Source organism: Mesorhizobium sp. M0571 (assembly GCF_040320985.1).
Classification (GTDB): Bacteria; Pseudomonadota; Alphaproteobacteria; order Rhizobiales; family Rhizobiaceae; genus Mesorhizobium.
Genome location: NZ_JAMYQT010000043.1, coordinates 16,456 through 42,943, shown reverse-complemented (window position 1 = coordinate 42,943; position 26,488 = coordinate 16,456). Strand labels below are relative to the sequence as shown.

26 protein-coding genes are annotated in these 26,488 nt (G+C 64.1%); 9 read left to right on the top strand and 17 right to left on the bottom strand.

The features are described from left to right. Positions 1-701 precede the first annotated feature (701 nt). Entirely contained in the window at positions 702-1,817 is a 1,116-nt protein-coding gene (locus tag NKI85_RS30275; RefSeq protein ID WP_352523875.1) for a tetratricopeptide repeat protein, read from the top strand. An 86-nt stretch (positions 1,818-1,903) separates the two neighbouring features. Here NKI85_RS30275 and NKI85_RS30270 read toward each other — a convergent pair whose 3' ends face one another. The 7 genes from NKI85_RS30270 to NKI85_RS30240 form a co-directional block, all read right to left on the bottom strand. Continuing rightward, positions 1,904-2,632, bottom strand: a complete 729-nt coding sequence (locus NKI85_RS30270) for an amino acid ABC transporter ATP-binding protein (protein ID WP_352523877.1) — start codon at positions 2,630-2,632, stop codon at positions 1,904-1,906. A 26-nt stretch (positions 2,633-2,658) separates the two neighbouring features. After that, positions 2,659-3,333: an amino acid ABC transporter permease gene (locus tag NKI85_RS30265; protein ID WP_023677250.1), complete on the bottom strand. Its 675-nt coding sequence runs from the start codon at positions 3,331-3,333 to the stop codon at positions 2,659-2,661. Then, positions 3,330-4,001, bottom strand: a complete 672-nt coding sequence (locus NKI85_RS30260; RefSeq protein WP_352523878.1) for an amino acid ABC transporter permease — start codon at positions 3,999-4,001, stop codon at positions 3,330-3,332. Before NKI85_RS30260 ends, NKI85_RS30265 begins: the two co-directional genes overlap by 4 nt. Positions 4,002-4,093: 92 nt before the next feature. Further along, positions 4,094-4,882 (bottom strand): ABC transporter substrate-binding protein, encoded by a 789-nt coding sequence (locus NKI85_RS30255; RefSeq protein ID WP_352523879.1) that lies wholly within the window; start codon positions 4,880-4,882, stop codon positions 4,094-4,096. 112 nt (positions 4,883-4,994) lie between these two features. Beyond that, positions 4,995-6,158: a saccharopine dehydrogenase family protein gene (locus tag NKI85_RS30250; protein ID WP_352523880.1), complete on the bottom strand. Its 1,164-nt coding sequence runs from the start codon at positions 6,156-6,158 to the stop codon at positions 4,995-4,997. Then, a complete protein-coding gene (locus NKI85_RS30245; RefSeq protein ID WP_023677254.1) occupies positions 6,155-6,658 on the bottom strand; it encodes an Lrp/AsnC family transcriptional regulator in 504 nt (167 codons plus the stop codon). Before NKI85_RS30245 ends, NKI85_RS30250 begins: the two co-directional genes overlap by 4 nt. Positions 6,659-7,141: 483 nt before the next feature. Further along, positions 7,142-7,867 carry a 3-keto-5-aminohexanoate cleavage protein gene (locus NKI85_RS30240; protein ID WP_352523881.1) on the bottom strand — a complete coding sequence of 242 codons (726 nt, stop codon included), beginning with the start codon at positions 7,865-7,867 and terminating at the stop codon, positions 7,142-7,144. Positions 7,868-8,063: 196 nt separating this feature from the next. Between NKI85_RS30240 and NKI85_RS30235 the strand changes: the two genes are divergently transcribed. Then, positions 8,064-8,807 (top strand): 2OG-Fe(II) oxygenase, encoded by a 744-nt coding sequence (locus NKI85_RS30235; RefSeq protein ID WP_352779807.1) that lies wholly within the window; start codon positions 8,064-8,066, stop codon positions 8,805-8,807. 30 nt (positions 8,808-8,837) lie between these two features. On the opposite strand, the gene NKI85_RS30230 is transcribed toward NKI85_RS30235, so the two are convergent. Together NKI85_RS30230 and NKI85_RS30225 are read right to left on the bottom strand one after the other, a co-directional pair. Further along, complete coding sequence (locus NKI85_RS30230; RefSeq protein WP_352523883.1) at positions 8,838-10,193, bottom strand: sigma-54-dependent transcriptional regulator; 1,356 nt, start codon at positions 10,191-10,193, stop codon at positions 8,838-8,840. A gap of 13 nt (positions 10,194-10,206) precedes the next feature. Continuing rightward, entirely contained in the window at positions 10,207-12,066 is a 1,860-nt protein-coding gene (locus NKI85_RS30225) for a sensor histidine kinase (RefSeq protein ID WP_352779805.1), read from the bottom strand. 238 nt (positions 12,067-12,304) lie between these two features. On the opposite strand from NKI85_RS30225, the gene NKI85_RS30220 reads away from it, so the two are divergent. The 4 genes from NKI85_RS30220 (at position 12,305) to NKI85_RS30205 (ending at position 15,939) form a co-directional block, all read left to right on the top strand. Then, a complete protein-coding gene (locus NKI85_RS30220) occupies positions 12,305-13,636 on the top strand; it encodes a dicarboxylate/amino acid:cation symporter (protein WP_352523885.1) in 1,332 nt (443 codons plus the stop codon). Between the two features lie 476 nt (positions 13,637-14,112). Beyond that, positions 14,113-15,177 carry a glycosyltransferase family 2 protein gene (locus NKI85_RS30215; RefSeq protein WP_352523886.1) on the top strand — a complete coding sequence of 355 codons (1,065 nt, stop codon included), beginning with the start codon at positions 14,113-14,115 and terminating at the stop codon, positions 15,175-15,177. A gap of 148 nt (positions 15,178-15,325) precedes the next feature. Continuing rightward, entirely contained in the window at positions 15,326-15,604 is a 279-nt protein-coding gene (locus tag NKI85_RS30210; RefSeq protein ID WP_352523887.1) for a type II toxin-antitoxin system RelE/ParE family toxin, read from the top strand. A 26-nt stretch (positions 15,605-15,630) separates the two neighbouring features. After that, positions 15,631-15,939 (top strand): HigA family addiction module antitoxin, encoded by a 309-nt coding sequence (locus tag NKI85_RS30205; RefSeq protein ID WP_352455430.1) that lies wholly within the window; start codon positions 15,631-15,633, stop codon positions 15,937-15,939. 132 nt (positions 15,940-16,071) lie between these two features. Here the strand turns inward: NKI85_RS30205 and NKI85_RS30200 are convergent, their stop codons facing one another. From NKI85_RS30200 to NKI85_RS30175, 6 genes are all read right to left on the bottom strand, one after another. Next, the gene (locus NKI85_RS30200; protein WP_352779802.1) at positions 16,072-16,359 is read right to left on the bottom strand and encodes a DUF982 domain-containing protein; all 288 of its coding nucleotides are present in this window, start codon (positions 16,357-16,359) and stop codon (positions 16,072-16,074) included. An 89-nt stretch (positions 16,360-16,448) separates the two neighbouring features. Continuing rightward, positions 16,449-17,255 carry an ABC transporter permease gene (locus NKI85_RS30195; RefSeq protein WP_352523889.1) on the bottom strand — a complete coding sequence of 269 codons (807 nt, stop codon included), beginning with the start codon at positions 17,253-17,255 and terminating at the stop codon, positions 16,449-16,451. Between the two features lie 4 nt (positions 17,256-17,259). After that, positions 17,260-18,093: an ABC transporter permease gene (locus NKI85_RS30190; protein WP_352523890.1), complete on the bottom strand. Its 834-nt coding sequence runs from the start codon at positions 18,091-18,093 to the stop codon at positions 17,260-17,262. A gap of 24 nt (positions 18,094-18,117) precedes the next feature. Continuing rightward, entirely contained in the window at positions 18,118-19,233 is a 1,116-nt protein-coding gene (locus NKI85_RS30185) for an ABC transporter substrate-binding protein (RefSeq protein WP_352523891.1), read from the bottom strand. Positions 19,234-19,308: 75 nt separating this feature from the next. Beyond that, the gene (locus tag NKI85_RS30180) at positions 19,309-20,403 is read right to left on the bottom strand and encodes an ABC transporter ATP-binding protein (protein ID WP_352523893.1); all 1,095 of its coding nucleotides are present in this window, start codon (positions 20,401-20,403) and stop codon (positions 19,309-19,311) included. A 251-nt stretch (positions 20,404-20,654) separates the two neighbouring features. Further along, positions 20,655-21,545: a LysR substrate-binding domain-containing protein gene (locus NKI85_RS30175; RefSeq protein WP_352523894.1), complete on the bottom strand. Its 891-nt coding sequence runs from the start codon at positions 21,543-21,545 to the stop codon at positions 20,655-20,657. Positions 21,546-21,620: 75 nt separating this feature from the next. On the opposite strand from NKI85_RS30175, the gene NKI85_RS30170 reads away from it, so the two are divergent. Beyond that, on the top strand, positions 21,621-23,213 hold the full coding sequence (locus NKI85_RS30170; protein WP_352779798.1) for a zinc-binding metallopeptidase family protein: 1,593 nt from the start codon (positions 21,621-21,623) through the stop codon (positions 23,211-23,213). Between the two features lie 33 nt (positions 23,214-23,246). Further along, positions 23,247-24,179 carry a dimethylarginine dimethylaminohydrolase family protein gene (locus tag NKI85_RS30165; protein ID WP_352523897.1) on the top strand — a complete coding sequence of 311 codons (933 nt, stop codon included), beginning with the start codon at positions 23,247-23,249 and terminating at the stop codon, positions 24,177-24,179. 80 nt (positions 24,180-24,259) lie between these two features. On the opposite strand, the gene NKI85_RS30160 is transcribed toward NKI85_RS30165, so the two are convergent. Beyond that, the gene (locus tag NKI85_RS30160; protein ID WP_352779796.1) at positions 24,260-25,267 is read right to left on the bottom strand and encodes an ornithine cyclodeaminase family protein; all 1,008 of its coding nucleotides are present in this window, start codon (positions 25,265-25,267) and stop codon (positions 24,260-24,262) included. Between the two features lie 155 nt (positions 25,268-25,422). Between NKI85_RS30160 and NKI85_RS30155 the strand changes: the two genes are divergently transcribed. Continuing rightward, positions 25,423-25,884 (top strand): Lrp/AsnC family transcriptional regulator, encoded by a 462-nt coding sequence (locus tag NKI85_RS30155; protein WP_352523900.1) that lies wholly within the window; start codon positions 25,423-25,425, stop codon positions 25,882-25,884. 119 nt (positions 25,885-26,003) lie between these two features. On the opposite strand, the gene NKI85_RS30150 is transcribed toward NKI85_RS30155, so the two are convergent. Continuing rightward, positions 26,004-26,387: a YybH family protein gene (locus NKI85_RS30150; RefSeq protein WP_352523902.1), complete on the bottom strand. Its 384-nt coding sequence runs from the start codon at positions 26,385-26,387 to the stop codon at positions 26,004-26,006. Positions 26,388-26,488 lie beyond the last annotated feature (101 nt).

Sequence of the window (26,488 nt, the reverse complement as noted above, 5' to 3'; positions counted from 1 at the left end):
ACAGCTCCTCCTGCATCACACTTTGCTCGCCCATCATCGACTCAATCTCCTCTTACGACGAAGATTGAATCAGTGCTTCAGGACTGCTGCAACCCGGACTTTTCAACACAATCCACCCATTGCTGCCGCTTGGTCGGCTGAACGCTTCGGCAGATCTTAGGCCCAGAGCGGACGTTAACCCGGCGCAAGATTTGGCGACGAGGGCGGCCGCGTCATCTACAGCTTCTGCCCGGATTGCGGCACCACCGTCCATTACCGGATCGACACCGATGTGGGTTGAGATCAGCGCCGAGCCTCTGGCGACGTTCGGCTGACGACGCCGGCCGCGGCCGCTCTAGAACCATGATCCCGAAAAGTGGAAACCGGTTTGCGGATAAGATCGCGGTCAAACAGCAAGATAGAGCCCCATTTCCATTCAATCGAAATGGAACAGGGGCGCAGCTGAGGCTTCGGCGCCACGCTCCGTCAGCCTCCCGACCCGGCCAGATCCGCCGGAAAGCGCACCTACGGGCTAATCCAGAGTACAGGCGCCTCAGCTGCGTGACGGGCTCGACTTGACCATTTCTTTGCGGGGATGACTTGCGAAGAACAAAGATTTGTTTGATCAAGTTGGCATGAGGCCAACAACCTATAATTGTGATCAAATTCTGCTGATGTTTGATGGGCGGCTAATCGAACGGTTGAATCAAGGAGGGCGGCGGGTGCTGGCCGGTCTCATCGTGCTGCTTGCGCTTTGTGCTCCCGCACTGACCGAGGATAGCGACGATTGCGGTGGCGCTGCTGCAGGCTTACAGCGGATCGCCGCCTGCACGCGGATCATCGAGGACAGGACGCGAAGCCCGGGCAGTCGCGCCATCGCTTACCACGGCCGGGCAATCGCCTGGACTGACAGCGGTGACGATGACCGGGCTATTGCAGACTATGACAACGCCATCGCTCTCGATCCGGACGACATCGATGCCTACAACGAGCGCGGACAGATATGGCTCGACAAGGGCGAGAACGACAGCGCCATCAGTGACTTCGATCGGGCGATCGAGCTCGATCCAGGAAAAGCTGAGACCTACTACAACAGAGGCCGCGCCTGGGCTCATAAGGGCGACGACACTCGCGCCATCGCCGACTACAGCCACGCCATCGAGTTCGATCCGGCATATTTCCAAGCCTACAACAACCGCGGCTTCGTCTTCAACAGGATGGGCGAGTTCGACCGCGCCATCGCCGATTTCGACGAGACGATCAGCCTCGATCCCCAACACCCCTACGCTTACAACAACCGGGCCATTTCCTGGGGCGCAAAGGGTGATGCAGAGCGCGCCGTCGCCGACTACAGCCAGGCGATCACGCTCGATCCGACCTATGTCAACCCTTATGGAAGCAGGGGAATCTACTACTTCTACGATCGCGAACCGGCCAAGGCGCAAGCCGACCTTGCCGCGGCGGCGGAACTTGCGCCCGACAATGCCTATTTTGCGATCTGGGCGGATCTGGCTGAGCGGCGCAGTGGTGGCGCGAGCCATTTGCGGCAGGCAGCCAGCAGGCTCGACATGGCCAGATGGCCGGCGCCGCTGGTTCGCATGTTTCTTGGCGAACAGACGCCCGAAGCAGCGTTGGCCGCAGCCGACGATCCCGTCCCGGCCAAGAAACGCGGAAATCTATGCGAGGCCAATCTCTATGTCGCGGAGTTTTACCGGCTCGACGGCCGTGACGATGAAGCCTTGCGGCGGTACCGGCTTGCGGTACGCGACTGCCCCCACGACTTCATCGAATATGTCGCGGCAGGCAAGGCACTGCGCGCGCTCGGTGTGTCGCCATAGTGCGCCGCTGCGGATGATTCATTGTAGGCTCGAGCGCAACCTCGGCGCAAAGGCGACGGCAGGTTCGGTGCGTATTGTCGCTGCTGTCAATGCCGCAGGATCTTGCTGAGGAAGGCGCGGCTGCGGTCGGTCTTCGGGTTGGAGAAGAACTCCTCGGGCGTGCCGCTCTCGACGATGGCGCCGGCATCCATGAACACCACGCGCTGCGCGACCTTGCGGGCAAAGCCCATTTCGTGCGTCACCACCATCATGGTCATGCCTTCCTCGGCGACCGCGACCATGACGTCGAGCACTTCCGAGATCATCTCGGGGTCGAGCGCCGAGGTCGGCTCGTCGAACAGCATGATCTTGGGGCGCATGCCGAGGCAGCGGGCGATCGCCACGCGCTGCTGCTGGCCGCCGGACAGCTGCGCCGGATAGGCGTTCACCTTGTCGGCGAGGCCGACCTTGGCGAGCAACTCGCGCCCGGCCTTCTCGGCTTCTATGCGCGGGATCTTGCGCACATGGATCGGCGCCAGCGTGACGTTCTCGAGCGCGGTCTTGTGCGGGTAGAGGTTGAACGACTGGAAGACGAAGCCGATCTCGGTGCGCAGCCGTGTCATGTTGGTGGCGGCGTCGCCGAGGCGCTGGCCGTCGACCACCAGGTCGCCGTCGCGGATCGTCTCCAGGCCGTTGATGCAGCGGATCAAGGTGCTCTTGCCCGAGCCGCTCGGCCCGCAGACGACGACCACTTCGCGCGGCTCGACGCTGAGCGTAATTTCCTTCAGCACGTTGAGCTGGCCGAACCATTTGTTGACGCCGCGAAATTCGATCATGCCAGTGCCATTTTTGCTGGGATTCGTCACAATTGCACCTCGCCATGGGCCGCGCCCATGCGTTGCTCCAGCCGGCGGGCCAGCATGATCAGGGGGTAGCAGACGATGAAGTAACCGAGGCCGACGAGGAAGAAGACCAGCAGCCCATTGGGTACACGCTGCACCACCAGCCAGCCGACGCGGGTGAGGTCGGTCAGGCCGATGGCCGAGACGACCGAGGAATCCTTGATCAGCAGCACATATTGCCCGACCAGCGGCGGCAGCACGATGCGCATCGCCTGCGGCAGCACCACCTGGCGCATGCGCTGCCAGCGCGACAGGCCGGACGCGAGCGCCGCTTCGACCTGGCCGGTCGGCACCGAGCGGATGCCGGCGACGACGATCTCGCAGATGAAGCAGGCGGCCAGATTGGTCAGCGCGATGATGCCGGCGGTGAAGGCATCGAGCTCGATGCCGAGTTCCGGCAGGATGAAGAAGATCAGGAAGATCTGCACCAGGAACGGCGTGCCGCGGATCAGGTCGACCCAGGCGCCGATCGCGCCGCTGATCAGCCGGTTGCCGCCGGTGCGCAGGATGCCGAGGCCAAAGCCGAGCAGCGTGCCCAGCACCAGGCTGATCAGCGACAGCACCACGGTCATGCCGAGACCGCGCAAGGCGAGCGGATAGCTGCCGGCGATGCTTTGCAGCTGCTGCCAGATCATGTCCGTGCCCCCGCGAGGCCGAGCCAGCGCCCGGAGAGTGCCGCCAGACCCTTCAGCCCGTAATAGAGCAGGAGGTAGAAGGCGGCGATGGTGATGAAACCTTCCGCTGGCATGAAGCGGTCTGAGGCGAGCAGCTGGCCGGCGCGCGTCAGTTCGGCGACCGAGATCAGCGACAGCAGCGCCGAATCCTTGACCAGCACGATCGCCTGGCCGAGCAGCGGCGGGATCGTCACTTTGAACGCCTGCGGCAGGATGACGAGGCGCATGCGCTGGACATAGGTCATCCCCGAGGCGACGCCGGCCTCGACCTGGCCGCGCGGGATCGACAGGATGCCGGCGCGGATGATCTCGGCGACATAGGCGCCGCTATTCAGCGACAGCGCTAAAATGCCGACGACGAACTCGGGCAGGATGAGGCCGAGCCGCGGCAGGCCGAAATAGAGGAAATAGAGCTGTGCCAGCAAGGGCGTGGCGCGCACCGCGTCGATATAGGCCTTGGCCGGAACGCGAAACAGCCGGCCGCGCTGCAAATTCATCGCGGCGAGCACGATGCCGACGGCGAGCGCGCCGGCAAAGGAGAGCGCAGACAGCCACACGGTCGTGACGAGGCCCTGCCCGAACAACGGCAGATATTCGACGATGGTGCGGAAGCTGAAGTTTTCGAGCATTGTTGGGCGGGGTTCCTCTAGCGGACAAGCGACTTCGGGCGGTTTCGTGAACGCCGAGGCGCGCGCGAAACCGTCCGAAACTCTTTTGCTGCTTAGTGGTCTTTCTTCCAGTCGTCGGAATTGACCCAGTAATCCAGGTTCTTCTGCAGGCGGCCGTCGAGGCTGACCTGGTCGAGGAACAGGTTCATCCAGGTCAGCAGGTCCTGCTCGTCATAGCGCGTGGCGAAGGCAAGCGGCTCCTTCGACAGCATGTCCGGCATGATGGTGAAGCTGCCGGCCGGGTAGGCGGTCGACTGGCCCTTGACCGCCGAGACGTCGTTGACGCCGCAATCGGCCTGGCCGTTGTTGACGGCATCGAGCAGCAGCGGGCCGCCGCCTTTGTAGCTCTTGATGTCAGCATCGGGGAAGGCGGCCTTGGCTTCCTTCTCGCCGGTGGCGCCGAGCAGCACCGCGATCTTGGTGCCCTTGGCCTTGCAGTCCTCGGTGGACTTGAAGGCGGTACCAGCCTTGGTGAAGACGGTGCTGCCCGTGTACATGTAAGGCCTGGTGAAGGCGACCTTCATGCCACGCGCCAATGTCGGCGTCATGTCGGCGACCAGAAGATCGGCCTTGCCCGACAGCAGCGCCGGGATCAGGCCGTCCCAGTCGAAGTCGAGGAAGGTGATCTTGACGCCCATTTCCTTGGCCATCAATTCGGCGAGTTCGACCGAACTGCCGGTGCGCTCGCCGGCGGCGCCGACCAGCGAGAAGGGAGGTCCTTGCGTCTGCACGGCAACGCGCAACTCGCCGCGCTTGGTGATTTCGTCGAGCGTTCCGGCACTGGCGGCTGCTGTGAGGCCGGCGAGCGCGAGACCGGCGATGAAAAGCTTGGCAATCTTCATTTGGGCATTCCTCCTTGTTGTCGTTTGTCGTTCCACTTTGTTGTTTCACCCCGTTGGAGGTGCTTTTTGGGCGGCAGCGCCGTTGCCGGCGGCAACCACCGTTCGAAAATTTTCAATCCCAGCTCACCGTTTCGGCGACCTTGATGCCGCGCCTGGCCAGTTCGTCGAGGAAGCGGCCGTCGGGCACATGCAGCAGCGGGTTGAGCAGGCCAGGCGTGGCGATCTCGCGCCGCGCCAGCATCTGCGCCACGATGCTAGCGGGATAGCCGACGCCGAGGCTCATGCCGAACAGGCCGGTGGCGAGATCGCGTTCGATGACCAGTTCCGAGGTCACGGTCTTGCGTCGGCCGCCTTCGCTGCCGACAAAGACATTGCGCATCACGCAAAGATCCTTCTCGTCGGCGCCGTATTGCAGTTGCGGGCCAAGCAGCCGGCCGAGAAATTCGCGTGGGCTGGCACCGATGCCGGGCACCTTGTCCTCGGACAGGAAGCCGAGCTGCTTCAGCGGCGCCCAGAATGCCGACCAGCCCGGCCAGCGCAGCGAATAGCGGCCGGAGCGCTGCAGCCCCTTGGTGGCGGCGAGCATGCTGGCATAATGCGGTGCGTCGCCATTGGGGAAGGCTTCCAGCCCGCCGAGCCCCGCGACCTCGATCTCGTGGATGAAACGATTGTCGTGCTGGCGGGCGGCCGGCACATCGACCCGTTTGCCGTCCTCGACCAGCACGCTGTCGCGGTTCTGGCTCATCAGAACCATGTCGAAGTTCCAGCTCACCTTGTAGCACAGCGGCTCGACCACCGCCTTCGGCTCGGGGATGCCGCCGCAGTAGGAATCGATCGCGGTGATAGTGTCGAACTGGCTTGCGGCGCGTGCGTAGAGCACAAGGTCGATGCCGGGGTCGAGCCCGCATTCGGTCACGATCGAAACGCCGGCCTTTTCGGCTTCCGGCGCGAGATCGGCGATGGCCTTGCCGTAATTGGTGGTGACCAGCGGCGTGCGCGTCGCGATCGCCGCCTGCACCGCCTCGCGCATCAACGGCTGCGGCAACAGGTCGATGACGGCGTCGACGTCCTTCATCACATCGGCCAATGCCGGGCCGATTGCGCCCTCCGGCACGACAAGACGCACCCGGGCAAGGTCGGTCAGGCCGCCAAGCCGCGCAGCGCCGTCGGTTGCGGTATCGACGCAGACCACTTGCTCGACGCCGACGCTGGCGACGAGATCGGCGATCGCCGCCCGGCCTTGCAGGCCGAGCCCCCCGAGAACCGCGATCTTCATGCCATTTCCTTTCGCGTCTCGTCCGACCAGCAGCCTTCCGGCAGGCTGACCCATTTGTTGCAGGAGGCCATGACGACGAAGGTCTCGCTGCGCACGACCTCGCCGGGTTCGCCAGCGCCGGGGATCAACTCGCTGGTGACGCGGTAGAGATCGGCAACATCGCCGGCCACGGTTACGTCGACGATGATGTCGAAGCGCCCGGTGACGACAGCGGCCGAGTTCACAAAAGGCAGTTCTGAGATGCGCTGCGCCAACTCGCGGGCGCGGCCGCGCCCTTGCGCGTTGATGCCGACGATCGCCGAGATCAGCTCGGGACGTTCGGTCAGGTTGAGCAGCCCGACGATCTTGAGCAGGTTGCGGTCGAGCAGGTTGCGCAGCCGCATACGCACGGTCGGCACCGAGATCGCCATCTTCTCGGCGAGGCGATTGACGCCAAGCTGCGCGTCCTGCGACAGCAGCTTGACCAGTCGCCGGTCGGTCTGATCGAGGTGTTCCCGCAAACGCCCAGGCTTTCATAAATGGAAAGAAATGATGGAGTTTTCTTTCTGATGTGAAAATACCCTAGGAGGAATTTTTAACAACGGCAAGAGCCATATCATCCCTCTGTGCCCGTTCCCTGTGTGCGTTCAGGCAAGACATGATCAGTCGCTTCGGCGAAGCCGCGATCTCCCCCTTGCGCATCTCCCCCACAGGGGGAAATTGGCAGCTTCGTCGATGTCGCCACATTTTGTTCTTGCTTTGTGCCGGCAGCTATGCTACTAATTTGGGTATGGTGCTGATTCGCGCCGCTGACCCGCCCCCCGAGGCGGGTTTTTTGTTTTCCGGATACCTTTGAAGGCCGGAGCTTTTTGCGTTTTGTCCGGAGCGTCAGCGGCTGATAGTTTCGTGCGCCATACCGCGCTGGGCTCCCGGTCGCCGAGGTGGGTTTTTGTTTCATACCTTTAAAGTTTCAGTGCCTTGGCCGTCATCAACCTTTCCCCGCGCTACCGGCTGGTCTGGAAGATCGCGACGGCTGCCGCTGTCAGCGCGGCGTTACCGGATGCCACCGTTCCATCAGGGAGCTGCTTGCCGTCTTCCAACCCGACGCGTGTCGACCAGTTACGCTCCGCCGCCTTGTGCACGAACGGCCAGACCGTGGCGTCGGCGCCGTGCAGCAGGATCGCTCGCCGCATCCCAGCGCCGTCGAGCACGGCGACGACATCGTCGCAGATCGCCAGCGCCGCGTCCGGCTCCTGCTCGGAGATTTCGATCAGGATGCGCAGCACCCGTTTGCCATGGTCGAGGCTTACCAGGCGCTCGGCATCGGCGGCCGAGGCGAGCCCGGCTTCGATGCCGATGCCGCGCTGCCGCAGGCGGTCCATGACGGCGGGCGCGGCGTCTTCGCTCAGATTGACCGAGGCATAGTCGGGCAGTTCGCTCCAGCCGGCGATCGCGGCAAGCGTTCGCTGGTCGTCGTTCTCGATCCAGGCGCCTGTAGACACGCCGATCAGCGTTCCCGGGCAGGCGCGGCGAAGCGCAAGCATGGTGCGGTCCATCGCCTCCAGCGCAAGGCTTTCGCGGCCGCCGAGCCCGCGCGCATGGGCATGCAGCTCGGCAGCGCCGGCGGCGACGCAGGCGGTACCGTCACGCGCCATGGCTTCGGGATCAAGCGGCAGCTGCGGGTGATAATCGGCGCTGCGAGCGCCATTGATGCAGGTCTGGACAATCATGGGAGAGGCAGCTCGTTTACGGTTGCCATCAGTCTAGCGCTGCGAGCCTGTAATGCCCAGCGTGACGCGGCCACATTGGCAGGCGGCAACCGTTGCCCATGCGAGCCCTTTGTGGCCATTCGGCAGGAAACGGGTGGTTTGCGCGTGTCGCTTACCCATTTCTGATGACAGGCACGCAAGCCACAGGAGGCAACCCATGATCATCCATTCGACTGTTCCGGCAGCAGCGGTCCGGTCGGCCGAAACGCGCGTCGCGGCATATGATTGGCAGGCATTGGCCGAGGAGCTGAGCGGCTATGGCTGCGCGGTGATGGAGAAGCTGCTGACGCCGGACGAATGCCGGGAGATCGCCGGCCTTTACCCGCAGGAGCAACATTTCCGCAGCCATGTCCATATGGCGCGGCATGGCTTCGGCAAGGGCGAGTACCGCTATTTCCGCTATCCCTTGCCCGATTTGATCGGCGGCTTGCGAACCGCGCTCTATCCGCGCCTCGCCGCGGTCGCCAACGACTGGAACGAGCGCATGGGTATGGCGCAGCGCTACCCCGACGAACACGCCGCGTTCCTCAAGCAATGCCATGAGCAGGGCCAGACGCGGCCGACGCCGCTCCTGCTGCAATATGTTCCCGGCGACTTCAATTGCCTGCATCAGGATCTCTACGGCGATCTTGCCTTCCCGCTGCAGGTCGCGATCCTGTTATCCGAACCAGGCAAGGATTTCACCGGCGGCGAGTTCGTGCTGACCGAGCAGCGCCCGCGCATGCAGAGCCGCGCCGAGGTGGTGCCGCTGCGCCAGGGCGATGCGGTCGCCTTCGCGGTCCACAACCGTCCGGTCCAGGGCAGCAAAGGCAGCTACCGGGTCAATCTCAGGCACGGCGTCAGCCGGCTTCGCTCCGGCATGCGCCACACCGTCGGCATCATCTTCCTCGACGCCAAATAGCCGAGTCGCTCGGTCGATGCGCCGAGATCGTTACCTGGAAAAATCGCTGCGCACGATGCCGTGGCGCTGGAGCTTGTCGTAAAAAGTCTTGCGCGGAATCCCCAGCGCTTCGATCGTGCGCCTGACGTCGCCCCCGTTGCGGCCAAGCGTCTCGCGGATGATGTCGGCCTCGTAAAGCTCCAGCCGCCCCGGCAGCTTCATGGCGGTGTTCGATTGGGTCGGGGCAGGGGATGATGCCGCAAGGCCTTCCTCCAATCCAAGCACAAGCCGCTCGGCGAAATGCGCCAGTTCGCGCACGTTGCCCGGCCAGTCATGCTCCCTGAGGTGGCGATGCACCGCGGCCGGCACTGCCGGGACCGGACGGCGGAAGCGGGCGGCGGCGCGCTCGGCGAAATAGAAGAACAGCAGGGCGACGTCGTCGCGGCGCTCGCGCAGCGGCGGAATGGAAATCGTCACCACGTTGAGCCGGTAGTAGAGGTCCTCGCGAAACGTGCCGCGCTGGTGCGGATCGCCGAGATCGACCTTGGCGGCGGCGACGACGCGCAGATCCACCGGCCGCAACTCGTTGGTGCCGAGCGGGGTGACCTCGCGCATCTCCAGCACACGCAGCATCTGCACCTGTGTCGAGACCGGCATGCTTTCGATCTCGTCGAGGAACAATGTGCCGCCGCTGGCGTGCTCGATGCGGCCGATCCGCTTCTTCTGCGCGCCGGTGAAGGCGCCGGCCTCATGGCCGAACAATTCGCTCTCGATGACGGTCTCCGGCAGCGTGCCGCAATTCAGCGCGACGAAATTGCCTCTGGCGCGGCGGCTCCAGCGGTGCAAAAGGCTTGCCACCACCTCCTTGCCGGAGCCGGTCTCGCCGGTCACCAGCACGTCGACATCGGTGTCGGCGATCTGGCGCAGCGTGCGGCGCAGCCTTTCCATCGCCGGTGTCTGGCCGATCAGCGGCAGGCCGTCCTGCGCCTCTCCGGCCGCCTCGCGCAAGGCGCGGTTCTCCATGACCAGGCGGCGCTTTTCCGCTGCGCGGCGCACGCTCTGCACCAGCCGGTCGGCGGCGAAGGGCTTTGTGATGAAGTCATAGGCGCCGTCCTTGATCGCCTTGACCGCCATGGCGATGTCGCCATGCCCGGTGACGAGGATGACCGGAATGTCGGCATCCAGCCGCAGGATGCGATTGAAGAGCTGCAAGCCGTCGATCTCCGGCATGCGGATATCCGACACCACGACGCCGGCAAAACCGGCGTCGAGCCTGGCCAGCGCCTCGGCCGCCACCGCAAAGGCGGAGACCGAAAAGCCGGCAAGCTCCAGGGTCTGTGCGGTGGCCTTCAAGAGGTCGCTGTCGTCATCGATGAGGATTACCGGCGCGGCATTGTCGTTCGTCATGATGCCTTTGCCATTACGCTGCTTTTGAGAGATGGATGGTGAAGCGGGTGCCGCTGTCAGCGCTCGAAACATCGATGCGGCCGCCATAATCGGCGACGATGTCCTTCGAGATGACGAGGCCCAGGCCGAGGCCTTTTTCCTTGGAGGTGTTGAACGGCGTGAACAGCGATTTGAGGATCGCAGGCGGAATGCCGGGTCCGTTGTCGGACACGCCGACCGTCACGCCGTCCGCGGTCTCTTCGACCGATACCTGCACCCTGGCGTTGTCGCGGCCTTCCAGCGCTTCCAGCGCGTTCTGGAAGAGATTGATCAGCACCTGTTCGAGCCGGACCCGATTGCCCATGACCTTGAGGGCAGGCGGCGGCAGGTCGATGGCCAATGCGTCGAGCCGGCCGGCAAAGCGGCTTCTCAGCAGCACGACGGCGCCCTCGATGACATCGCGTAATTCGACAGGCTCGGCGGCTGTGCGGCCCTTGCGGGCAAATGCCTTCAGTTCCTCGGTGATTGAGCCGATACGTTCGGTAAGTGCTGCGATGGCGCCGAGGTTTTCCTCGGCCGGCCCGGTCTGCTTGCGGTCGAGGAAGGTGCGGGCATTGTCGGCATAGGCGCGGATAGTGGCGACCGGCTGGTTGATCTCATGAGCGACGCCGGCGGCGACCTGGCCGAGGATGGCGAGGCGGTTGGCCTGAACCAGATCCTGCTGCACGACCTGGAGTTTGGCTTCCGTGCTGCGGTGGCCGGTGATCTCGGCCTGCAGCCGGTCGCGGGCGCGGCTCAGATCCTCGGTCCTTTCGACGACGCGACGTTCGAGCTCGGTGCGCGCCGCCTGTTCGGCGGCAATCCGCATCTGCGCCGACTGCCGGCGCCACAACAGATACGCGGCCAGGCCGAGCAGCGGCACGACGACACCCAGCACCAGAAGCCGCATTTCGCGGACGGCAGCGGCAATCGGCGGTTCGGCCGGGACCAGATAGTCGAGCTGCCAAGCGGTCGAAGGGACCGGCGTGGAAAGGCGCAGATACTCCGCATCGCTGCCGCCGGGCGTTACCGCGTGGACGACCGACACATCCGAACTCAGCGCCTGCGGGTGCATGATCGGCAACGGAACAAGCGGCGCGTCGCCGAACTGCTGGCTGTCTCGGATCGCGGCTTGCTCAGGTGCAGCCAGCGGCGCGGTTGTCATGAAGCGCCAGGACGGCACGCTGGTGATCAGTACGACGCCATTCTCGTCGGTGACATAGGCCGGGCGGTTCGCCTCGCGCCAGTCGGCTTCGAGCTGGTCGAACTCCATCTTGACGACGACGACGCCGAGCGGTGCGGCTGCATTGCCGACGCGACGCGAAATGTAGAGGCCGGGACGCTTGCTGACATTGCCGAGCGCAAAATACTCGGCGGTTCCGGCCTGCATCGCGCCGGAGAAATAATCGCGAAAACGGTAGTCATTGCCGACGAAGCTGATCGGCTCGCGCCAGTTGCTGGAGGCGATCGCCAGTCCATCGGTGCCGATGACATAGAGCACCGACGCCTTGGTGCCGGAAACCAGCCCCTCAAGCTTGCGGTTCAGCACATCGATTGCCGTGGCGTTTTTCTGCGACAGCGCGTCACGCACTTGCTGGTCTGCGGACAAAAGCAGGGGCAGGGCGCGCGGGCTTTCGAGCACGGCGCGCAGCAGCGCGACCTTCAGATTGGCGTCGGTACGTCCCTGCGCCGCCAAGGTCCCGACCTCGGCTGTGCGGCCGTAGAGGCCGGCGCCGTAGAGCGCTGCCGTGACGATCAGCAGGGCGATAGCCGTAAACAGCAGCCAGGCACGGCGTGCCCGCCTGGCGAGTTGCTCGGGCATCGAAGACAAGGCACCGACGGGGCGTTGCAGCATCGCCCATTTGTGCATGAACTCGCACAAAACACAATTCGACCTATGCGGAGATTCGCACTTGTCCATGCGTCCAGCAGTGCGGACGTTCGCGAATGCTCAACAAAATCAATGATGAAGAGCTCTTCTGCGTATTTGGCACGGCTGTTGCAAACACGAATTCGGCAGTCGCGAGGCTGCTGGTGTCAAAACAACTGCCCCGGGGAGTCGAGCTTTCGATCGGGGCGCCATGGAGGACGTCATGCAGACAGCATTCGCTGCCGCCGAGCCGCGCGGCAAACTTCCCTTATACCGGCATCTTTACGTGCAGGTGCTGGCGGCGATCGCCGCCGGCGTGCTGCTCGGCCATTTCTATCCGGAAACCGGCGAGGCGATGAAGCCGTTCGGCGACGCCTTCATCAAATTGGTGAAGATGGTGATCGCGCCGGTGATCTTCCTGACGGTGGCGACCGGCATCGCCGGCGTTTCCGACCTGCAGAAGGTCGGCCGCGTCGCCGGCAAGGCGATGATCTATTTCCTGGTGTTCTCGACGCTGGCGCTTGTCGTCGGCCTGGTCGTCTCCAATGTCGTCCAGCCCGGCGCTGGCATGCATATCAATCCGGCCACGCTCGACACCACCAAGGTGGCGACCTTCGCCGAGAAGGCGCACGACACAACCATCGTCGGCTTCCTGATGAACATCATCCCCGATACCATCACCGGCGCCTTCGCGCAGGGCGACATCCTGCAGGTGCTGTTCTTCTCGGTGCTGTTCGGTGTCGCCCTGGCGCTGGTCGGCGATCGCGGCCGTCCGGTGGTCGATTTCCTGCAGGCGCTGACCGCACCGATCTTCCGCCTCGTCGCCATCCTGATGAAGGCCGCGCCGATCGGCGCTTTCGGCGCCATGGCCTTCACCATCGGCAAATACGGCATCGGCTCGATCGCCAATCTCGCCATGCTGATCGGTACATTCTACCTGACCGCGCTGCTGTTCGTGCTGGTGGTGCTTGGCGCGGTTGCCCGCTACAACGGCTTCTCGATCCTGGCGCTGATCCGCTACATCAAGGAAGAGCTGCTGCTGGTGCTCGGCACCTCGTCCTCGGAAGCGGCACTGCCGGGCCTAATGGCCAAGATGGAGCGCGCCGGCTGCAACCGCTCGGTGGTCGGCCTGGTCATCCCGACCGGCTATTCCTTCAACCTCGACGGCACCAACATCTACATGACGCTTGCCGCGCTGTTCATCGCGCAGGCGACCGACACGCCACTCACTTACAGCGATCAGATCCTGCTGCTAGCGGTCGCCATGCTGAGCTCCAAGGGTGCCGCCGGCATCACCGGCGCCGGCTTCATCACGCTGGCGGCGACGCTTTCGGTCGTACCCACGGTGCCGGTTGCCGGCATGGCGCTGATCCTCGGTGTCGACCGCTTCATGTCGGAATGCCGGGCGCTGACCAACTTCATCGGCAACGCGGTAGCGACAGTGGTGGTGGCGCGCTGGGAGGGGGAACTCGACCAGACGAAGTTTGCCGCCGCCATGGCCGGCGACTTGCCGGAGGAAGTCGACCTGTCGCGGCCAGGACTGCAGGCCGCCTGACTGTTCGGGCCACATGACTACAAGGCCCGGGAGCCGGTTCGCCGGCTCCGGGGCAAAGCACCGGCCTTCGCTGCATGCCGCCGGAAACGCAACCTGAAGTGGCTCTATTTTTGGCGCGGGGCTTGTTCCAGCCGCATTTGAAGGTCAGTATCCGCCATGCCTTCAAGGCGCCCGTCCGCTTCGATCCCGACCTGATCGCGACCGACGACGAGTCATTTCCGTCGTGCTCGGTTGCGCATCACCGTGGCCGAAACCGTCGGAGCTTTTGCTGCCGCCGACCCTGACCATGGCGGCAGCCCTCGAAGGCAATGGCGGCCTCAGTACGATGTCGCAAAGCGAAACGTGACCTGTCTCCTGGGGGAAAGCGCAAGCCTTTTCCCAGGGAACTCGTTGCGCGCCAAGAGGGGCGCTTGAAGAGGGGGCAGGCCCATGAGCGGGCCTTTGCCGAACCAAAGCAAGATGCGAGGTCAAACGCGATGCAGTCTGTCCCGAGAATTCCGGTATCCATCATTATCCCGAATTACAACTATGCGCGTTTCCTCAAACGCAGCATCGACAGCGCCCTCGAGCAGGACTACGCGGACGTCGAAGTCATCGTCGTCGACGATGCATCGCAGGACCATTCCACGATAATCATGGAATCATATCGCGACGAGATTCTCGCATGCCCGCGAGCGCAAAATGGCGGACATGCGGCGGCGTTCAACACCGGCTTTGCCGCAAGTTCGGGCAAGATCGTTCTGTTCCTCGACGCCGACGATTATCTTTACCCAACCGCCGTCTCCACCATCGTCGACACCTGGGACGAGGCAACCGCCCAGGTGCAGTCCAGACTGCACATCGTCGACGAAGGACAACACATCAAGGACGTCTTTCCGCCACTCGAACTGCCTTTCGACAGCGGCGACGTCATGCCGAAACTGCTGCACAAGGGTCGCTATCAGACGACCGTGACCAGTGGGCTGGCCTTTGACCGGGCGACGCTGGAATCGATCATGCCGATACCGGAGCCGGAGTTCCGCCAGGGCGCCGACGGCTATCTTGCAACGCTGGCGCCGCTTTACGGGCACGTCCAGTCCATCGACGAATGCGTCGGCGCTTACCGGATCCATGGTGCGAACCATTCAGTCTTCGGTGAAAAGCTCGCTGAGCGGGCACGCTGGCGGGTAACCCACGATTTCCACCGCATGCAGGCACTGTCGGACCAGGCCTCGGGGATCGGCCTGACCATCGTGCCGTCGGATGCCGTCCGCCACGATCCGGTCCACCTGGAAGAGCGGCTGGCGTCGCTCTGCGCCGACAGAGGCCGACACCCCGTGGCCGACGATTCCCGGCTGGCGCTCGGGGCGGCCGGCGCCGTCGCCAGCCTCGAAATGACCGCATCCTTGCGGCGGCGCGCCATCCTTGCCGCATGGTTCCTGTCGGTTGGGGTGTTGCCGCGGAAAATGGCGACGGCGGTGCTGTCGTGGAAGCTCGACGCATCGTCGAGGCCGGCATTCCTGAGCCGCCTGTCCAAGACCATTCGCCACGCTATGGGGTAACGGCGCTGTGACATAGCTCCGCCAAGTATTCGCCCGATCCGGCCCGGCGTCCATGGGCGCGATCATTGCCTTTGATAGGCCTGAACTGCTCTGTAAACTATTTGCTTACACCTAGTTGACGTGCGTAAGCTATGTGCTTACATAATGCATGATAAAGTCGTTCAAGCACAAGGCGCTGGCGGATCTCTTTCAAACCGGAAAGTCCGGAAAGATCGACGCCAAGATGCATAAGCGCATCCTCGTTCGGCTTGACCGTTTGGAAGTCTCGGAAAGGCGTGATGACATGGGCCTGCCCGGCTTCGACTTCCACGCTTTGAAGGGCTTCAACCCGATCCGCTACACGGTGCATGTCAACGGGCCGTGGTGCATCACATTCGAATTCGACGCCAATGATGCCGCCCGCGTCGATTTCGAACAGTACCATTGAGGCGGCCAGATTGGAGAAGGCGATTTATGAGCGTGTATGAGCCGATGCGTCCGATGGAGCGTTGCCCATCCCACCCTGGAGCGCTGCTTGACGACATTATCCCGGCAACCGGAAAGACCAAGGTGGAAATCGCCAATCTGCTCGGAATCTCGCGCCAGCAGCTTTATGATATCATCCGCGAAAAGAAGCCGGTGTCGCCGGCTGTCGCCGCCCGTCTTGGAAAGATGTTCGGCGACGGCGCCGCGATCTGGCTCAGGATGCAGGCTGCCTATGATGCCTGGCATGCGGAGCGCGAGGTCGACGTCAGCGCCATCCCGAGGCTGCATGCTGCCTGAAACGCAATAAGTCCGCCGAACGGGAAGCATTGTCGGCCTGGACGTCGGGTTCCGGGCCTCACATTGCCGGTAAGGAAAGGCAGGGCCGGTGACGAAAGGCAGGGAAATACCACCGACGCTCTCACAAATCGATCACGGCTCCGCCTGCCGGGACCGGTCCTCCGGTTCGACGGCTCGCTCGACCAGAACATGCGCCTCCCGCGCGGCCTCGACGAACGCGTCCCTGGCGGCTTCAGTCCAGCGGTCGTCGCTTGTGGCGCGGCGGCATGCGCGCAGTGCCAACCCGTGTTTGGCGCTGCCGGCGTCACGCCAGTGGGCTGTCAGCAACTCGACAGCCTGCCGTGTGTTGGAAATATTGCGGATATCTCCCACGATGCCGACCGCAACCGCAACCGGCTTGGAAAACCATCCCTGGTTCATGGCGGAGCCTTCGACGTGTTGAACCACTTATAACGAAAATCGTAGCGCAAGGTTTCATTTGCGCCAGTCACCACGGCGTGAGGCGGCGTTTACTGCGTCTCGCGCAGCCTGACGACGACGCTGCGCGCCACAAGCACCAGAACCGTGATGACGATCAGGATCACCGAGAGCGCGGCGATCGCCGGGTCGATGTTGTCGCGCAGGCCCATCCACATCAGGCGCGGCAGCGTGATGGCGTTGACCGAGGTGATGAACAGCGTGACGCCGATCTCTTCCCAGGAGAGCACGAACGACAACAACGCTGCGGTGACGATGCCGAACTTGATGTTGGGCATGATGATGCGGGTGGCGCGCTCCCACACCGTCGCGCCGAGGCCGCGCGCGGCGAGGTCGATGCGGCGGTCGAGCTGGCTGAGCGACACCAGGATCAGCACCGTGGCGAAGGGCACGGTCATCACCGCATGCGCCATGGCGACACCGAGCCAGGTGTCATAGCCGAAGAACGAGCTGACGCCAGAGATCGAGGTCAGCAGGAAGTAGAGCGTGATTGCCGAAACCACTGGCGGCACCACCATCGGCAGCAGCACGAAACCGACAAGTGCTGTAGTGAAGCGCGGCTGGAACATCCAGACGCCGAGGCTGAAGCAGAGCGCCAGCACGGTAGAAAAGGCGCTGCTGACGACGCCGATCCTGATGCTGAGCAGGATCGAGGCGATCCAGCGCGGATCCTCGATCAGCGCCCGGTAGTGGCGCAGCGACAGCTCGCCCGACGGCATCGCCAGCATGCGGCTCGGCGTCAGCGACACCGGGATGACGGCAAGCAGCGGCAGCAGCAGGAACAGCGCGACGAGGGCGGCGAGGACCAGCGAGACGGGACCGGGGCGGTAGGTCGGCATCGCGCTACACCATTTGTTTCGGCCGCACGTAGCGGAACAGCAGCGCCATCAGCGCGCCGACGAACAGCACCAGCACAACGCTGATTGCGGCGCCCAGGCCCCAGTCCGGGCTCTGGAAGATGCGGAGATAGATCAGCTCGGCGACCATCACGCTGCGGCCGCCGCCGAGGATCGCCGGCGTGACGAAGAAGCCGAGCGAAAAGACGAAGACGATCAGCGCCGAGCCGATGATGCCGGAGCGGGTCATCGGCACGAACACCGACCAGAAGGTGCGCATGCGGCTGGAGCCGAGGCCGCGCGCCGCGAGCAGCACGCGGTCGTCGAGGCTGCGCATGGAAGACGCCAGCGGAAACACGGCGAAGGGGATGAGGAAATGCGTCATGCCGACAATGACGCCAAACTCGTTGCGCACCAGCGCCAGCGGCTCTGAGATGAAGCCGATCGCCTGCAGCCAGGTGTTGATCAGGCCGCGATTGGACAAAAGCGCCACCCAGCCGAAGGCGCGCGTCAGCACCGAGATCCAGAACGGCACCAGGATGCAGAACTCGGCCACGACGCGCTGCGCCGGCGTGCCGCGCACCCAGACAACGGTGATGGCGTAGGCGCCGGCAACCGAAACGACGGTGACGATCGCCGCGATGCGCAGCGTGCGGATGAAGACCGACTGCACCAACTGATCCGTGAGTAGCGCATTGTACTGCCCCAGCCCCGGTGTGGGCAGGGTGAAGCTCCATTTGACCACGCCGAGGAATGGCCAGGCATAGGCCAGGACAAGAAAGAGGAGCAGCGGCGCCATCAACAGCGCCGCGCCCATTCTGTCGGAGAGGTATGCTCTCATCTCGCCCCCGGTTATCCCGGCTTGTCAGGCGGAGATGATCTTCGTGTATTCGTCGAGTGCCGCCCCGTAGTTCTTGGCGTACCAATCCATGTCGAGCGGGATCTGCTTCTTCATGTTCTCGGGATCGACCGGATTGATGCGCTTCTTGTCGGCGGGGATCAGCGCGTCGGCGGCCGGGTTCGCCGGGCCCTGGCCGAGCTTTTCGAACATCACGAGCTGCTTTTGCGGATCCTGGGCGCTGGCAATGAACTTCATCGCCGCGTCCTTGCCGCCGGGATTGCCCTTGAGCACGGCCAGTGCGCCGGGCGAGATCAGGCCCTGGTCCCAGATGAACTTGATCTTGCCGCCGGAATCCTGCTCGATGAGCGAAGCCCGCGTCGACCAGACGATCGCCATCGAGGCCTCGCCGTTGAGCAGCACGCTCTGGCTTTCGGCGCCGCCACCCCAATAGGCGACGACGTTTTCCTTGAAGGCGGCGATCTTGTCATGCGCGCGCTTGAGGTCGAGCGGGTAGAGCGAGGCCGGCGCGATGCCGTCGGCGAGCAGTGCCGCTTCCCAGCTCGACACGCCCCATTTGTAGAGCGAGCGCTTGCCGGGGAATTTCGCCACGTCGAAGAAGTCGGCCATGCCGGTCGGTGCCTGGCTGCCGTATTTCTCGGCATCGTAGGCGATGACGTAGGAGAAGAAATAGGTCGAGGCGGCGTATTCCCAGCCGAAGCCCGGCCGCATCTTCTTCTTGTCGACGATCGAATAGTCGATCGGCTCGAGCATGCCTTGGGCGCCGAGCGTGATGGCCGAGAACGGATCGACGTCGACCAGGTCCCAGGTCGGCGCGCCGCTCTTGAACTGCGCCGCGATCGCGCCTTCGGTCGGGCCGGAGCCGTCCATCTTGACGGTGATGCCGGTCTCCTTGGTGAAGGCCTGGCCGTAAGCCGCATCGTAGGCGGTGATGGCGTCGCCGCCCCAGTTGACCAGCACCAGTTCCTTCGCCGCGGCAAAGGCGCCGGTCGAGCGCAGCAGCATCGGCGTGCCGGCCAGCACCAGTGCGGCTAGTTGCGTGAACTGCCGGCGCGAGATCTCGCCGCGCACTGCCCTGGCCGACAGCGCCTCGATGGAATTTTTCTTGGTTTGGTTTGTCATGTCAGTTCCCCTTTTTTCGTTGGTATTTCCTGAAAGTCAGCTTGGCGAATTCGCCACGCCGATCGTCGCCGATCGTCATTGTCCTCCATCCGGAAGGAGGAAGCCTTTCTCCGCCGGCCAGGTCAGCCAGACGGAATTGCCCTTGCTGAGGGCAGAGGCGGCGACCTCGTTCGGCACCGAGACCGTCACCTTGGCGCCTTGGCGCGTCGTCAGATCGAGCCGCGTTGCAGCGCCGAGATAGGTCGAGGCGACGGCAGTCGCGGCAATGCCGTTCTCGCCTGCGGCGGCTTCGCGGGCGATCGACATATATTCCGGCCGGATCGCCAGGATGGCGTCGCCACGGACCTTCTCGGCCTTGCAGCGCATGCTGATCGCGCGGTCTTCGCAGAGGCCCGTCGAGCCATTGTCGGCCGGGCGCACGCCCTTCAGCGGCAGCATGTTGATCTCGCCAAGGAACTCGGCGACGAAGCGGTTGTCCGGCCGGTCGTAGACCTCGTCCGGCGCGCCGACCTGCAGCAATTTGCCATGGTTGAAGATGGCGACGCGAGATGACAACGCCAGCGCCTCGCTCTGGTCATGGGTGACGAAGACGAAGGTGGTGCCGGTCTCCTGGTGCAGCCGCTTCATCTCGGCCTGCATCTGGCCGCGCAGGCCCTTGTCGAGCGCCGAGAACGGCTCATCGAGCAGCAGCACGCCCGGCTCGAAAACCAGAGCACGCGCCAGCGCCACGCGCTGCTGCTGGCCGCCGGAAAGCTGCGCCGGCAGTTTTTTCTCGTGGCCCTTCAGCCCGACGCGCTCGATCATTTCGCCGACGCGGCGCTTGATCTCGGCCGACGATTTCTTGCGAACCTTGAGCGGGAAGGCGATGTTGGCCTCGACGCTCATATGCGGGAACAGCGCGTAGCCCTGGAACACCATGCCGGCGGCACGCTGCTCGGCCGGGCGGTCGGTGATGTCGATGCCGTCGCTAAAAAGGCGACCGTCGGTCGGCTCAACGAAACCGGCAAGGATCATCAGGAAGGTGGTCTTGCCGGAACCGGAGGGGCCGAGCAGGGTCAGGAACTCGCCACGGCCGATATCGAGCGTCAGATCGTCCAGCGCACGGAACGAGCCGAAGCTCTTGCCGATCCCGATTGCCTTGATCTCTGCGGCCCGGCCGGGTTGCTGCATCCTGCCCTTTCCTTAGCGTAGGCGAAATCGTAGGGCAGGGGATAGGTTCACCGCAACCGAATAGTTTTCGCCCGACCGGCAAATTTGATTCATCTATGGCGACATCTCCCCCCTTGAGGGGGAGATGTCGCCGAAGGCGACAGAGGGGGTCGCCTCGCGTGGAGCGGCAATCTCTGCAGCAGCAGGCCGAGCCCGGTCGGACCGACCCCCTCTGGCCGCTTCGCGGCCATCTCCCCCCTTGAGGGGGGAGATTAGCGCTCCCTGTTCTCCGACAGCTTCGACCTTAACCACCGCCCAAACGCCTCTAGCACCGGATGCGCCGCCTTGGCATGTTCCGAGACGAGGAAATACGAGCGCGGCGAATTGATCGCGATGTCGAAGGGACGCACCAGCCGGCCTTCGCTCAGCGCCCGGCGACTGGTCAGCTCGTCGCCCATGGCGATGCCCTGGCCGGCGATCGCGGCCGAAAAGACCAGGTTCATGTCGGAAAAGAAGATGCCGCCTTCAGCGTCGGGGTTCTCGACCTTGGACAGGGCCAGCCAGCGCGCCCAGTCCTCGGTATCGCCGAGATGCAGGAGATTGGCGCGCAGCACGTCTGCCGGTTTGGAGAAGCCGCCGATCTTGTTGAGCAGCGTCGGGCTGCACAGCGGCGTGAAGGAAATCTCGCACAGCAGCTCGACCGCGCGGTTCGGCCAGTTGCCGACGCCGAAGGCGATGAAGGCGTCGGCCTCGGCGTTGCTGACATCGTCGAGGCGCCGTGGCGTCAGGATGCGCAGCGCGACGTCGGGGTACATCTGCCGGAACTCGCCGATATGGGTGCACAGGAACAGCGAGGCGAAGCCCGGCGTACAACTGACACTAAATGAGCCGCCGATGCCGGTGCCGGCATGGCGCGTCACCGCGTCGCCCAGCACCGTCAGTGCCTTGCGCACGTCGCTGGCGTAGCGCTGGCCGCGGGGGGTGAGCGCCACGCCCTTGCCGATGCGCTCGAGCAGGTCGAAGCCGAGATCGCGTTCGAGCAGGCGCAATTGATGACTGACCGCACTGCGGGTCAGATGCAGTTCGTCAGCGGCGCGCCAGACGCTGCCGTGGCGGGCAAAACTGTCGAGAGCGCGCAGCGCCTGCGTCGAGGGAATTCTCAAGAGGTGAACCGAATTTGCATGAGCCGGAAAAACATATCACTTTTTGGCGAGGCGCTTCACTGCTTTCTTTGACGGATGGAGATACCGGTGACCTCGGCGCAAGCGACCGCGCTTGCCTGTCTGGACGACATCCAGCCGTCGCTGTCGGCGTGGACGCGGACGATCTTCGATTTCGGCGAGACCGCCTGGCGCGAGTACCAGTCCGCCGCCTGGTATGTCGAGCGCCTGAAGGATGAGGGCTTTTCGGTCGAAGAAGGCTCCGGCGGCATGCCGACCGCCTTCTGCGCCCATTGGACCAACGGGACCGGCCCGACAATCGGCCTATATGCCGAATACGACGCGGTGCCTGGCAATTGCCAGGATGCGGCGACGGTGAAGCGACCGCGTCCGGGCCTCGGCGAACAGGCCGGCGGCCACACCGATCCGCATTCCGGGCTCGGCATTGCCAGCCTCGGCGGGCTGCTGGCGACCAAGGCGGCGATGCAGCGCCACGGCGTATCAGGCACGCTGCGCTTCACCGGCGAGCCGGCGGAGAAGGTGAGGGGATCGAAGCCGATCCATGCCGCGAAGGGCTATTACGATGGGCTGGCGGGCATGATCTCCTTCCATCCCTTTTACATGCTGCCGCTGTGCAACACGGCGCGCTGGGACACGCATTGCGGCGCGGCCTATGCGATGATCTACCGCTTCATCTGCGACGAGCCTCAGAACTGGGCGAGGGCGGCAGGCGACGCAGCGCCCATCCCGCAGGCGCATTCGGCGGTCAGGGCGCCCGGCGCTAACGACGCGCTCATGATGATGTACATGGCCTCCAAGGCGCTACGCGATTCCATGTTGCCGCATCAGGGCGGCTGGTCGATCAGCGAGGCGATCCTGACGGCGGGGCAGGCGACCGCCGATAATCTGCCGGCCGGATTGGCCGAGATCCAGTACATGATCCGCGTGCCGACCTTGGCGATGGCCGAGCAGGTCACCGCCACGCTCGACCGCAATGCCGAAGCCGCAGCCAAGATGGGCGGCTGCCGCCATGAGCGGCACTGGGTGTCGAAGTCGCGGCCGGGGCTCGCCAACCACGCTATGGCTGATATTGCCTATGAGGCGCTGTCGGCGGTCGGGCCGCCGCGCTGGGACGAGACGGCCAAGGCGATCGCCCGCGAAATCCAGGTCAATGCCGGCGGCACGGCCACCGACGAGCCGTTCATCGACGAACTGGAGCGGCTGATTGCACCGCAGGATGCCGAGGCGATCCTGCGCCGTGACTTGCCGCCATCGCAGCTGAATTCGACCTCCGACGATTACACCGACATGTCGTGGCAGACGCCGACGGCGCGGTTCTACGTCGCCCGGCCGGCGCTGCGATCCGAGAACGGCCACGCCTATCCGTCCTGGGCGATGAATGCGCTGGGCGGCATTTCTGCCACCATCGATCCGATGGTCACCTGCGCGGCAAAGACGGTCGCGCTGGCGGCACTTCGCCTGCTGGAAGACCAGGCCGCGCGCGATGCGGCGACGGATGAATTCATCAGCCGCACCGGCGGCGGCATTGGCGGCGCGAACTGGATCGCGCCGCTCTGCGACTACGAGCCGCCGATTGGATTTCGCTGGCCGGAATACATCACCACCCCGCGCGGACGGGATTGGTGGATACCAAGCAACCAAGCCACATGATCAACCAAGGCCACCCTTCACCAGGAGAACCCCATGACCGTCCATGATCGCATCGTCACTGAGCCGTTTTCGCTGCAGCGCCGTAACCCGGCCGGCGGCACCAAGCCGCTGACCGCCTGGGGTTTCGCCAACGAAACCGATGTCCTGACCGACGTGCTGCTCGGCTCGCCGAATTTCCTGCGCCATCTCTCGACCAGCTCGCTGTCGCGCAAGCATCTGCGCGAAGCGCCATGCAACGTCCAGATCGCGCAAGCGCAGCACAAGGATCTGGTCGCCGCCTATGAGCATTTCGGTGTCAACATCCACTGGCACGAGCCGACGCCGGAACTGCCGATGCAGGTCTACTCGCGCGATTCCAGCGTCATGACGCCGTATGGCGCCATCATCACCGCCATGGCCCAGTGGTGGCGGCGCGGCGAGAACTACGCGGCGATCCGCACCTATGAGAAGCTCGGCATCCCGATCTACGACATGGTCACCGCGGGCACGTTCGAGGGCGGCGACTTCAACGTCATCGAGGACGGCGTCGTGCTGATCGGCTGCGGTGGCGCCCGCACGCAGGAGGAGGGCGCGCGCCAAGTGCAGGCCTGGTTCGACAAGGAGGGCTGGGAGACCCGCATCGCCTTCATCGACGAATATTATGTCCATATCGACCTGATGGTGGTGCCGATCGCTGAAAAACTGACCGCTGTCTGCCTCGCCTGCACGGAGCCGGCCATCGTCGACTGGCTGAAGGGCAAGGGCCACGAAATCATCGACGTGCCGTTCCAGGACACGATGGCGCTCGGCTGCAACTTCATGTCGCTGGGCAAGGACCGGGTGATCGCGCCGACCTCGAGCCAGACGCTGATCGGTCAGCTCAAGGCGCGCGGCTTCGAGGTGGCGGCCATCGACATGAGCGAGATCTCGAAGACCGGCGGCGGCATTCACTGCATGGCGCAGGCGCTGAAGCGCGAGCCGGCCTGAGGGGGCGGCCTTTAGCCCGGCCGCTTGCGCGAAAGCGCCTTTGTCAGCAACGTCGATCCCGCCTGGCGCGCGGCGCGCGCCTACAGCACGATGAGCTTTCCCTTGCGCAGACGCCGGGCGCAACGATAGGCGAGGTCGGCAGCGACCATGTCTTCCATCGCAATGCCCATCGCCTTGTAGGTGGTGATCTGTTGATCCGAAACGCGGCCCGGCGCGCGGTCGAGCAGCATGGCGCCAAGCTCGGTGCCGAAATCCCGGTCGAAGCCGGCAAGCTCGCAAGAACCGACCGGGGTCCGTTTGAATGCATCCTTGGTTTCGACAAAAAGACTGGATTTGCCGATGAGCTCGATCGGCATTTCACCGCCGGGCGGCGCCACCCCGACCGAGGAGACATGCGTGCCCGGCTGGACCCAGCCTGCGTCGATCACCGGCTGGTAGGAGTGGGTCGCCAGGCACACCACGTCGGAACTGCGCACTGCCGTCTCGAGGTCGGCGACCGCCACCACCGACGGATGCAGCCGGGCAAGTGCTGCCGCATCGTCGAAGCTCTTCGAAGCGACACGGATTTCGGCAAAATCGCGCACCAAGGGCAACAGATGCAGATGCTGGTTGGCCTGCACGCCGGCGCCGACCACTGTCGCTGTCCTGGCATCCCGGCGGGCAAGCGCGCGCACCGACAGCACGGCGGAGCCGGAGGTTCGCACTGCGGTTATGAATGTGCCGTCCATGATACACACCGGCAGGCCGGACAGCGGATCGAACAGGCTGATGGTGGCGAGGTGGCTGGGCAAGTTCTTGGCTAGGTTGCCTTCGAAGACGTTGACGATCTTGACTGTCAAATTCATCCCCTCCATCCAGGCCGGCATGGCGAGGCTGTAGCCGGCCTCGGGGATGTCGAGTTGTGGTCGGGGTGGATTGACGACTTTGCCTTGTGACAGCGCCTTGAAGCCCTCCTCCAGAACATCGAGAAGCTGGCTGAGGTCGATGCACGCCATCACGTCGGCTTCGCTCAGCGCCAGGATCTCGGTCGCTCCCTTGCTGATTTCCGCCGCACTCTTGCCGGCTGGGCTGAACGCTTCCTTGGTCATCCTGCACTCCTGTGTTCGTCGAAATCGGCTCACCACGTTTTGAGTGGGTGAGGGAAGCGCAGGCTATTGCGAGGTTTTATGTGATGAAATACGTTGATTTTGGCATCTCTGCGTGAAATCAGCACACAAATCTCCAAGATAGCGTGGATTGTGAAATGGGCGACCTCGACCAGATAGACCGCAGCCTGCTCCGGCTGCTGCAGGAAGACGGGCGCCGGACGACGCTTGATCTTGCCGGCCGTATCGGGCTGTCGCCGACCGGAACCAGCCAGCGGGTGAAGCGCCTGTTCCGCGACGGGTTCATCACCGCGGTCAGGGCCGTGCTTGATCCGCGCAAGGTCGGCCGGGGAACGCTGGTGTTCATCGAGGTCCGGCTTGACCACACGGCGCCGCATGTCTTTGACCGCTTCGCCGAAGCCGTGGCGAAAGCTCCGGAGGTTCTGGAGTGCCATATGGTGGTTGGCGGTTTCGATTATCTGGTCAAGGCGCGGATCGCCGATATGGCGGTGTTCCAGGATTTCCTGCAGCGGGTCATCCTGCCACTGCCCGGCGTGCGCGAAACGCACACTTTCGCCTCCATCGCCGATGTCAAGCCGAACGCGCTTTTGCCGGTGTGATCGGGTAGAGGAGCGGAACGCTGTTCAGGGCGACCTGCATCGCATCTTCGCCATCTTATCGCTCCCCCCTGGTCGCTCCCCTGGCGCGCCTTCCGATGCAGAGATGCCGGAGACCGGCTCTAGCCTTGCAGGGTCAGCAGGTTTGCGTCGCGCGCGAGCCGCCACTCACCATCCGCCTCCTTGCGCAGGAGCGTCAGCGCATATCCCGATCGATGGACCGGCTCGCCATTCGGCGGGGTCGCGGTCATGTCGATGCGGCTGCGGATGAAGGCCCAACTGCCGAGAAGCTGTAGTTCCACGATATCGCTCGTGCCGTCGATATGAACGTCGGCCGTCTCCTGCGCGGCTGCCGCGAAGATCTCCTTGTCGAAGGGATCCCGGCCGGGAACCATGAAGATAGCGTCGTCCGTCATCAAGCTGAGGACGGTCGCGATGTCTCCACGCTTGCTCGCATCCATCCACGTCTCGACCAGCTTTCGGATTGCTCTTTCGTCGCCCGTCATCCTTACCTCCCTAGCTTCTCGCCGTCATCGATACCGCACCGCGCTCCTCCCTCGCAGCAACATAGGGCTTAGATCGCTCTCGTCATCGATTGCAGTGTTTC

Bases quoted from the DNA above. Each gene is read 5' to 3' on its own strand.
- NKI85_RS30270 (WP_352523877.1), bottom strand. From the start codon at position 2,632: ATGATCGAATTTCGCGGCGTCAACAAATGGTTCGGCCAGCTCAACGTG.
- NKI85_RS30265 (WP_023677250.1), bottom strand. From the start codon at position 3,333: ATGATCTGGCAGCAGCTGCAAAGCATCGCCGGCAGCTATCCGCTCGCC.
- NKI85_RS30260 (WP_352523878.1), bottom strand. From the start codon at position 4,001: ATGCTCGAAAACTTCAGCTTCCGCACCATCGTCGAATATCTGCCGTTG.
- NKI85_RS30255 (WP_352523879.1), bottom strand. From the start codon at position 4,882: ATGAAGATTGCCAAGCTTTTCATCGCCGGTCTCGCGCTCGCCGGCCTC.
- NKI85_RS30250 (WP_352523880.1), bottom strand. From the start codon at position 6,158: ATGAAGATCGCGGTTCTCGGGGGGCTCGGCCTGCAAGGCCGGGCGGCG.
- NKI85_RS30240 (WP_352523881.1), bottom strand. From the start codon at position 7,867: ATGATTGTCCAGACCTGCATCAATGGCGCTCGCAGCGCCGATTATCAC.
- NKI85_RS30235 (WP_352779807.1), top strand. From the start codon at position 8,064: ATGATCATCCATTCGACTGTTCCGGCAGCAGCGGTCCGGTCGGCCGAA.
- NKI85_RS30230 (WP_352523883.1), bottom strand. From the start codon at position 10,193: ATGACGAACGACAATGCCGCGCCGGTAATCCTCATCGATGACGACAGC.
- NKI85_RS30225 (WP_352779805.1), bottom strand. From the start codon at position 12,066: ATGCTGCAACGCCCCGTCGGTGCCTTGTCTTCGATGCCCGAGCAACTC.
- NKI85_RS30220 (WP_352523885.1), top strand. From the start codon at position 12,305: ATGCAGACAGCATTCGCTGCCGCCGAGCCGCGCGGCAAACTTCCCTTA.
- NKI85_RS30215 (WP_352523886.1), top strand. From the start codon at position 14,113: ATGCAGTCTGTCCCGAGAATTCCGGTATCCATCATTATCCCGAATTAC.
- NKI85_RS30210 (WP_352523887.1), top strand. From the start codon at position 15,326: ATGATAAAGTCGTTCAAGCACAAGGCGCTGGCGGATCTCTTTCAAACC.
- NKI85_RS30205 (WP_352455430.1), top strand. From the start codon at position 15,631: ATGAGCGTGTATGAGCCGATGCGTCCGATGGAGCGTTGCCCATCCCAC.
- NKI85_RS30200 (WP_352779802.1), bottom strand. From the start codon at position 16,359: ATGAACCAGGGATGGTTTTCCAAGCCGGTTGCGGTTGCGGTCGGCATC.
- NKI85_RS30195 (WP_352523889.1), bottom strand. From the start codon at position 17,255: ATGCCGACCTACCGCCCCGGTCCCGTCTCGCTGGTCCTCGCCGCCCTC.
- NKI85_RS30190 (WP_352523890.1), bottom strand. From the start codon at position 18,093: ATGAGAGCATACCTCTCCGACAGAATGGGCGCGGCGCTGTTGATGGCG.
- NKI85_RS30185 (WP_352523891.1), bottom strand. From the start codon at position 19,233: ATGACAAACCAAACCAAGAAAAATTCCATCGAGGCGCTGTCGGCCAGG.
- NKI85_RS30180 (WP_352523893.1), bottom strand. From the start codon at position 20,403: ATGCAGCAACCCGGCCGGGCCGCAGAGATCAAGGCAATCGGGATCGGC.
- NKI85_RS30170 (WP_352779798.1), top strand. From the start codon at position 21,621: ATGGAGATACCGGTGACCTCGGCGCAAGCGACCGCGCTTGCCTGTCTG.
- NKI85_RS30165 (WP_352523897.1), top strand. From the start codon at position 23,247: ATGACCGTCCATGATCGCATCGTCACTGAGCCGTTTTCGCTGCAGCGC.
- NKI85_RS30160 (WP_352779796.1), bottom strand. From the start codon at position 25,267: ATGACCAAGGAAGCGTTCAGCCCAGCCGGCAAGAGTGCGGCGGAAATC.
- NKI85_RS30155 (WP_352523900.1), top strand. From the start codon at position 25,423: ATGGGCGACCTCGACCAGATAGACCGCAGCCTGCTCCGGCTGCTGCAG.
- NKI85_RS30150 (WP_352523902.1), bottom strand. From the start codon at position 26,387: ATGACGGGCGACGAAAGAGCAATCCGAAAGCTGGTCGAGACGTGGATG.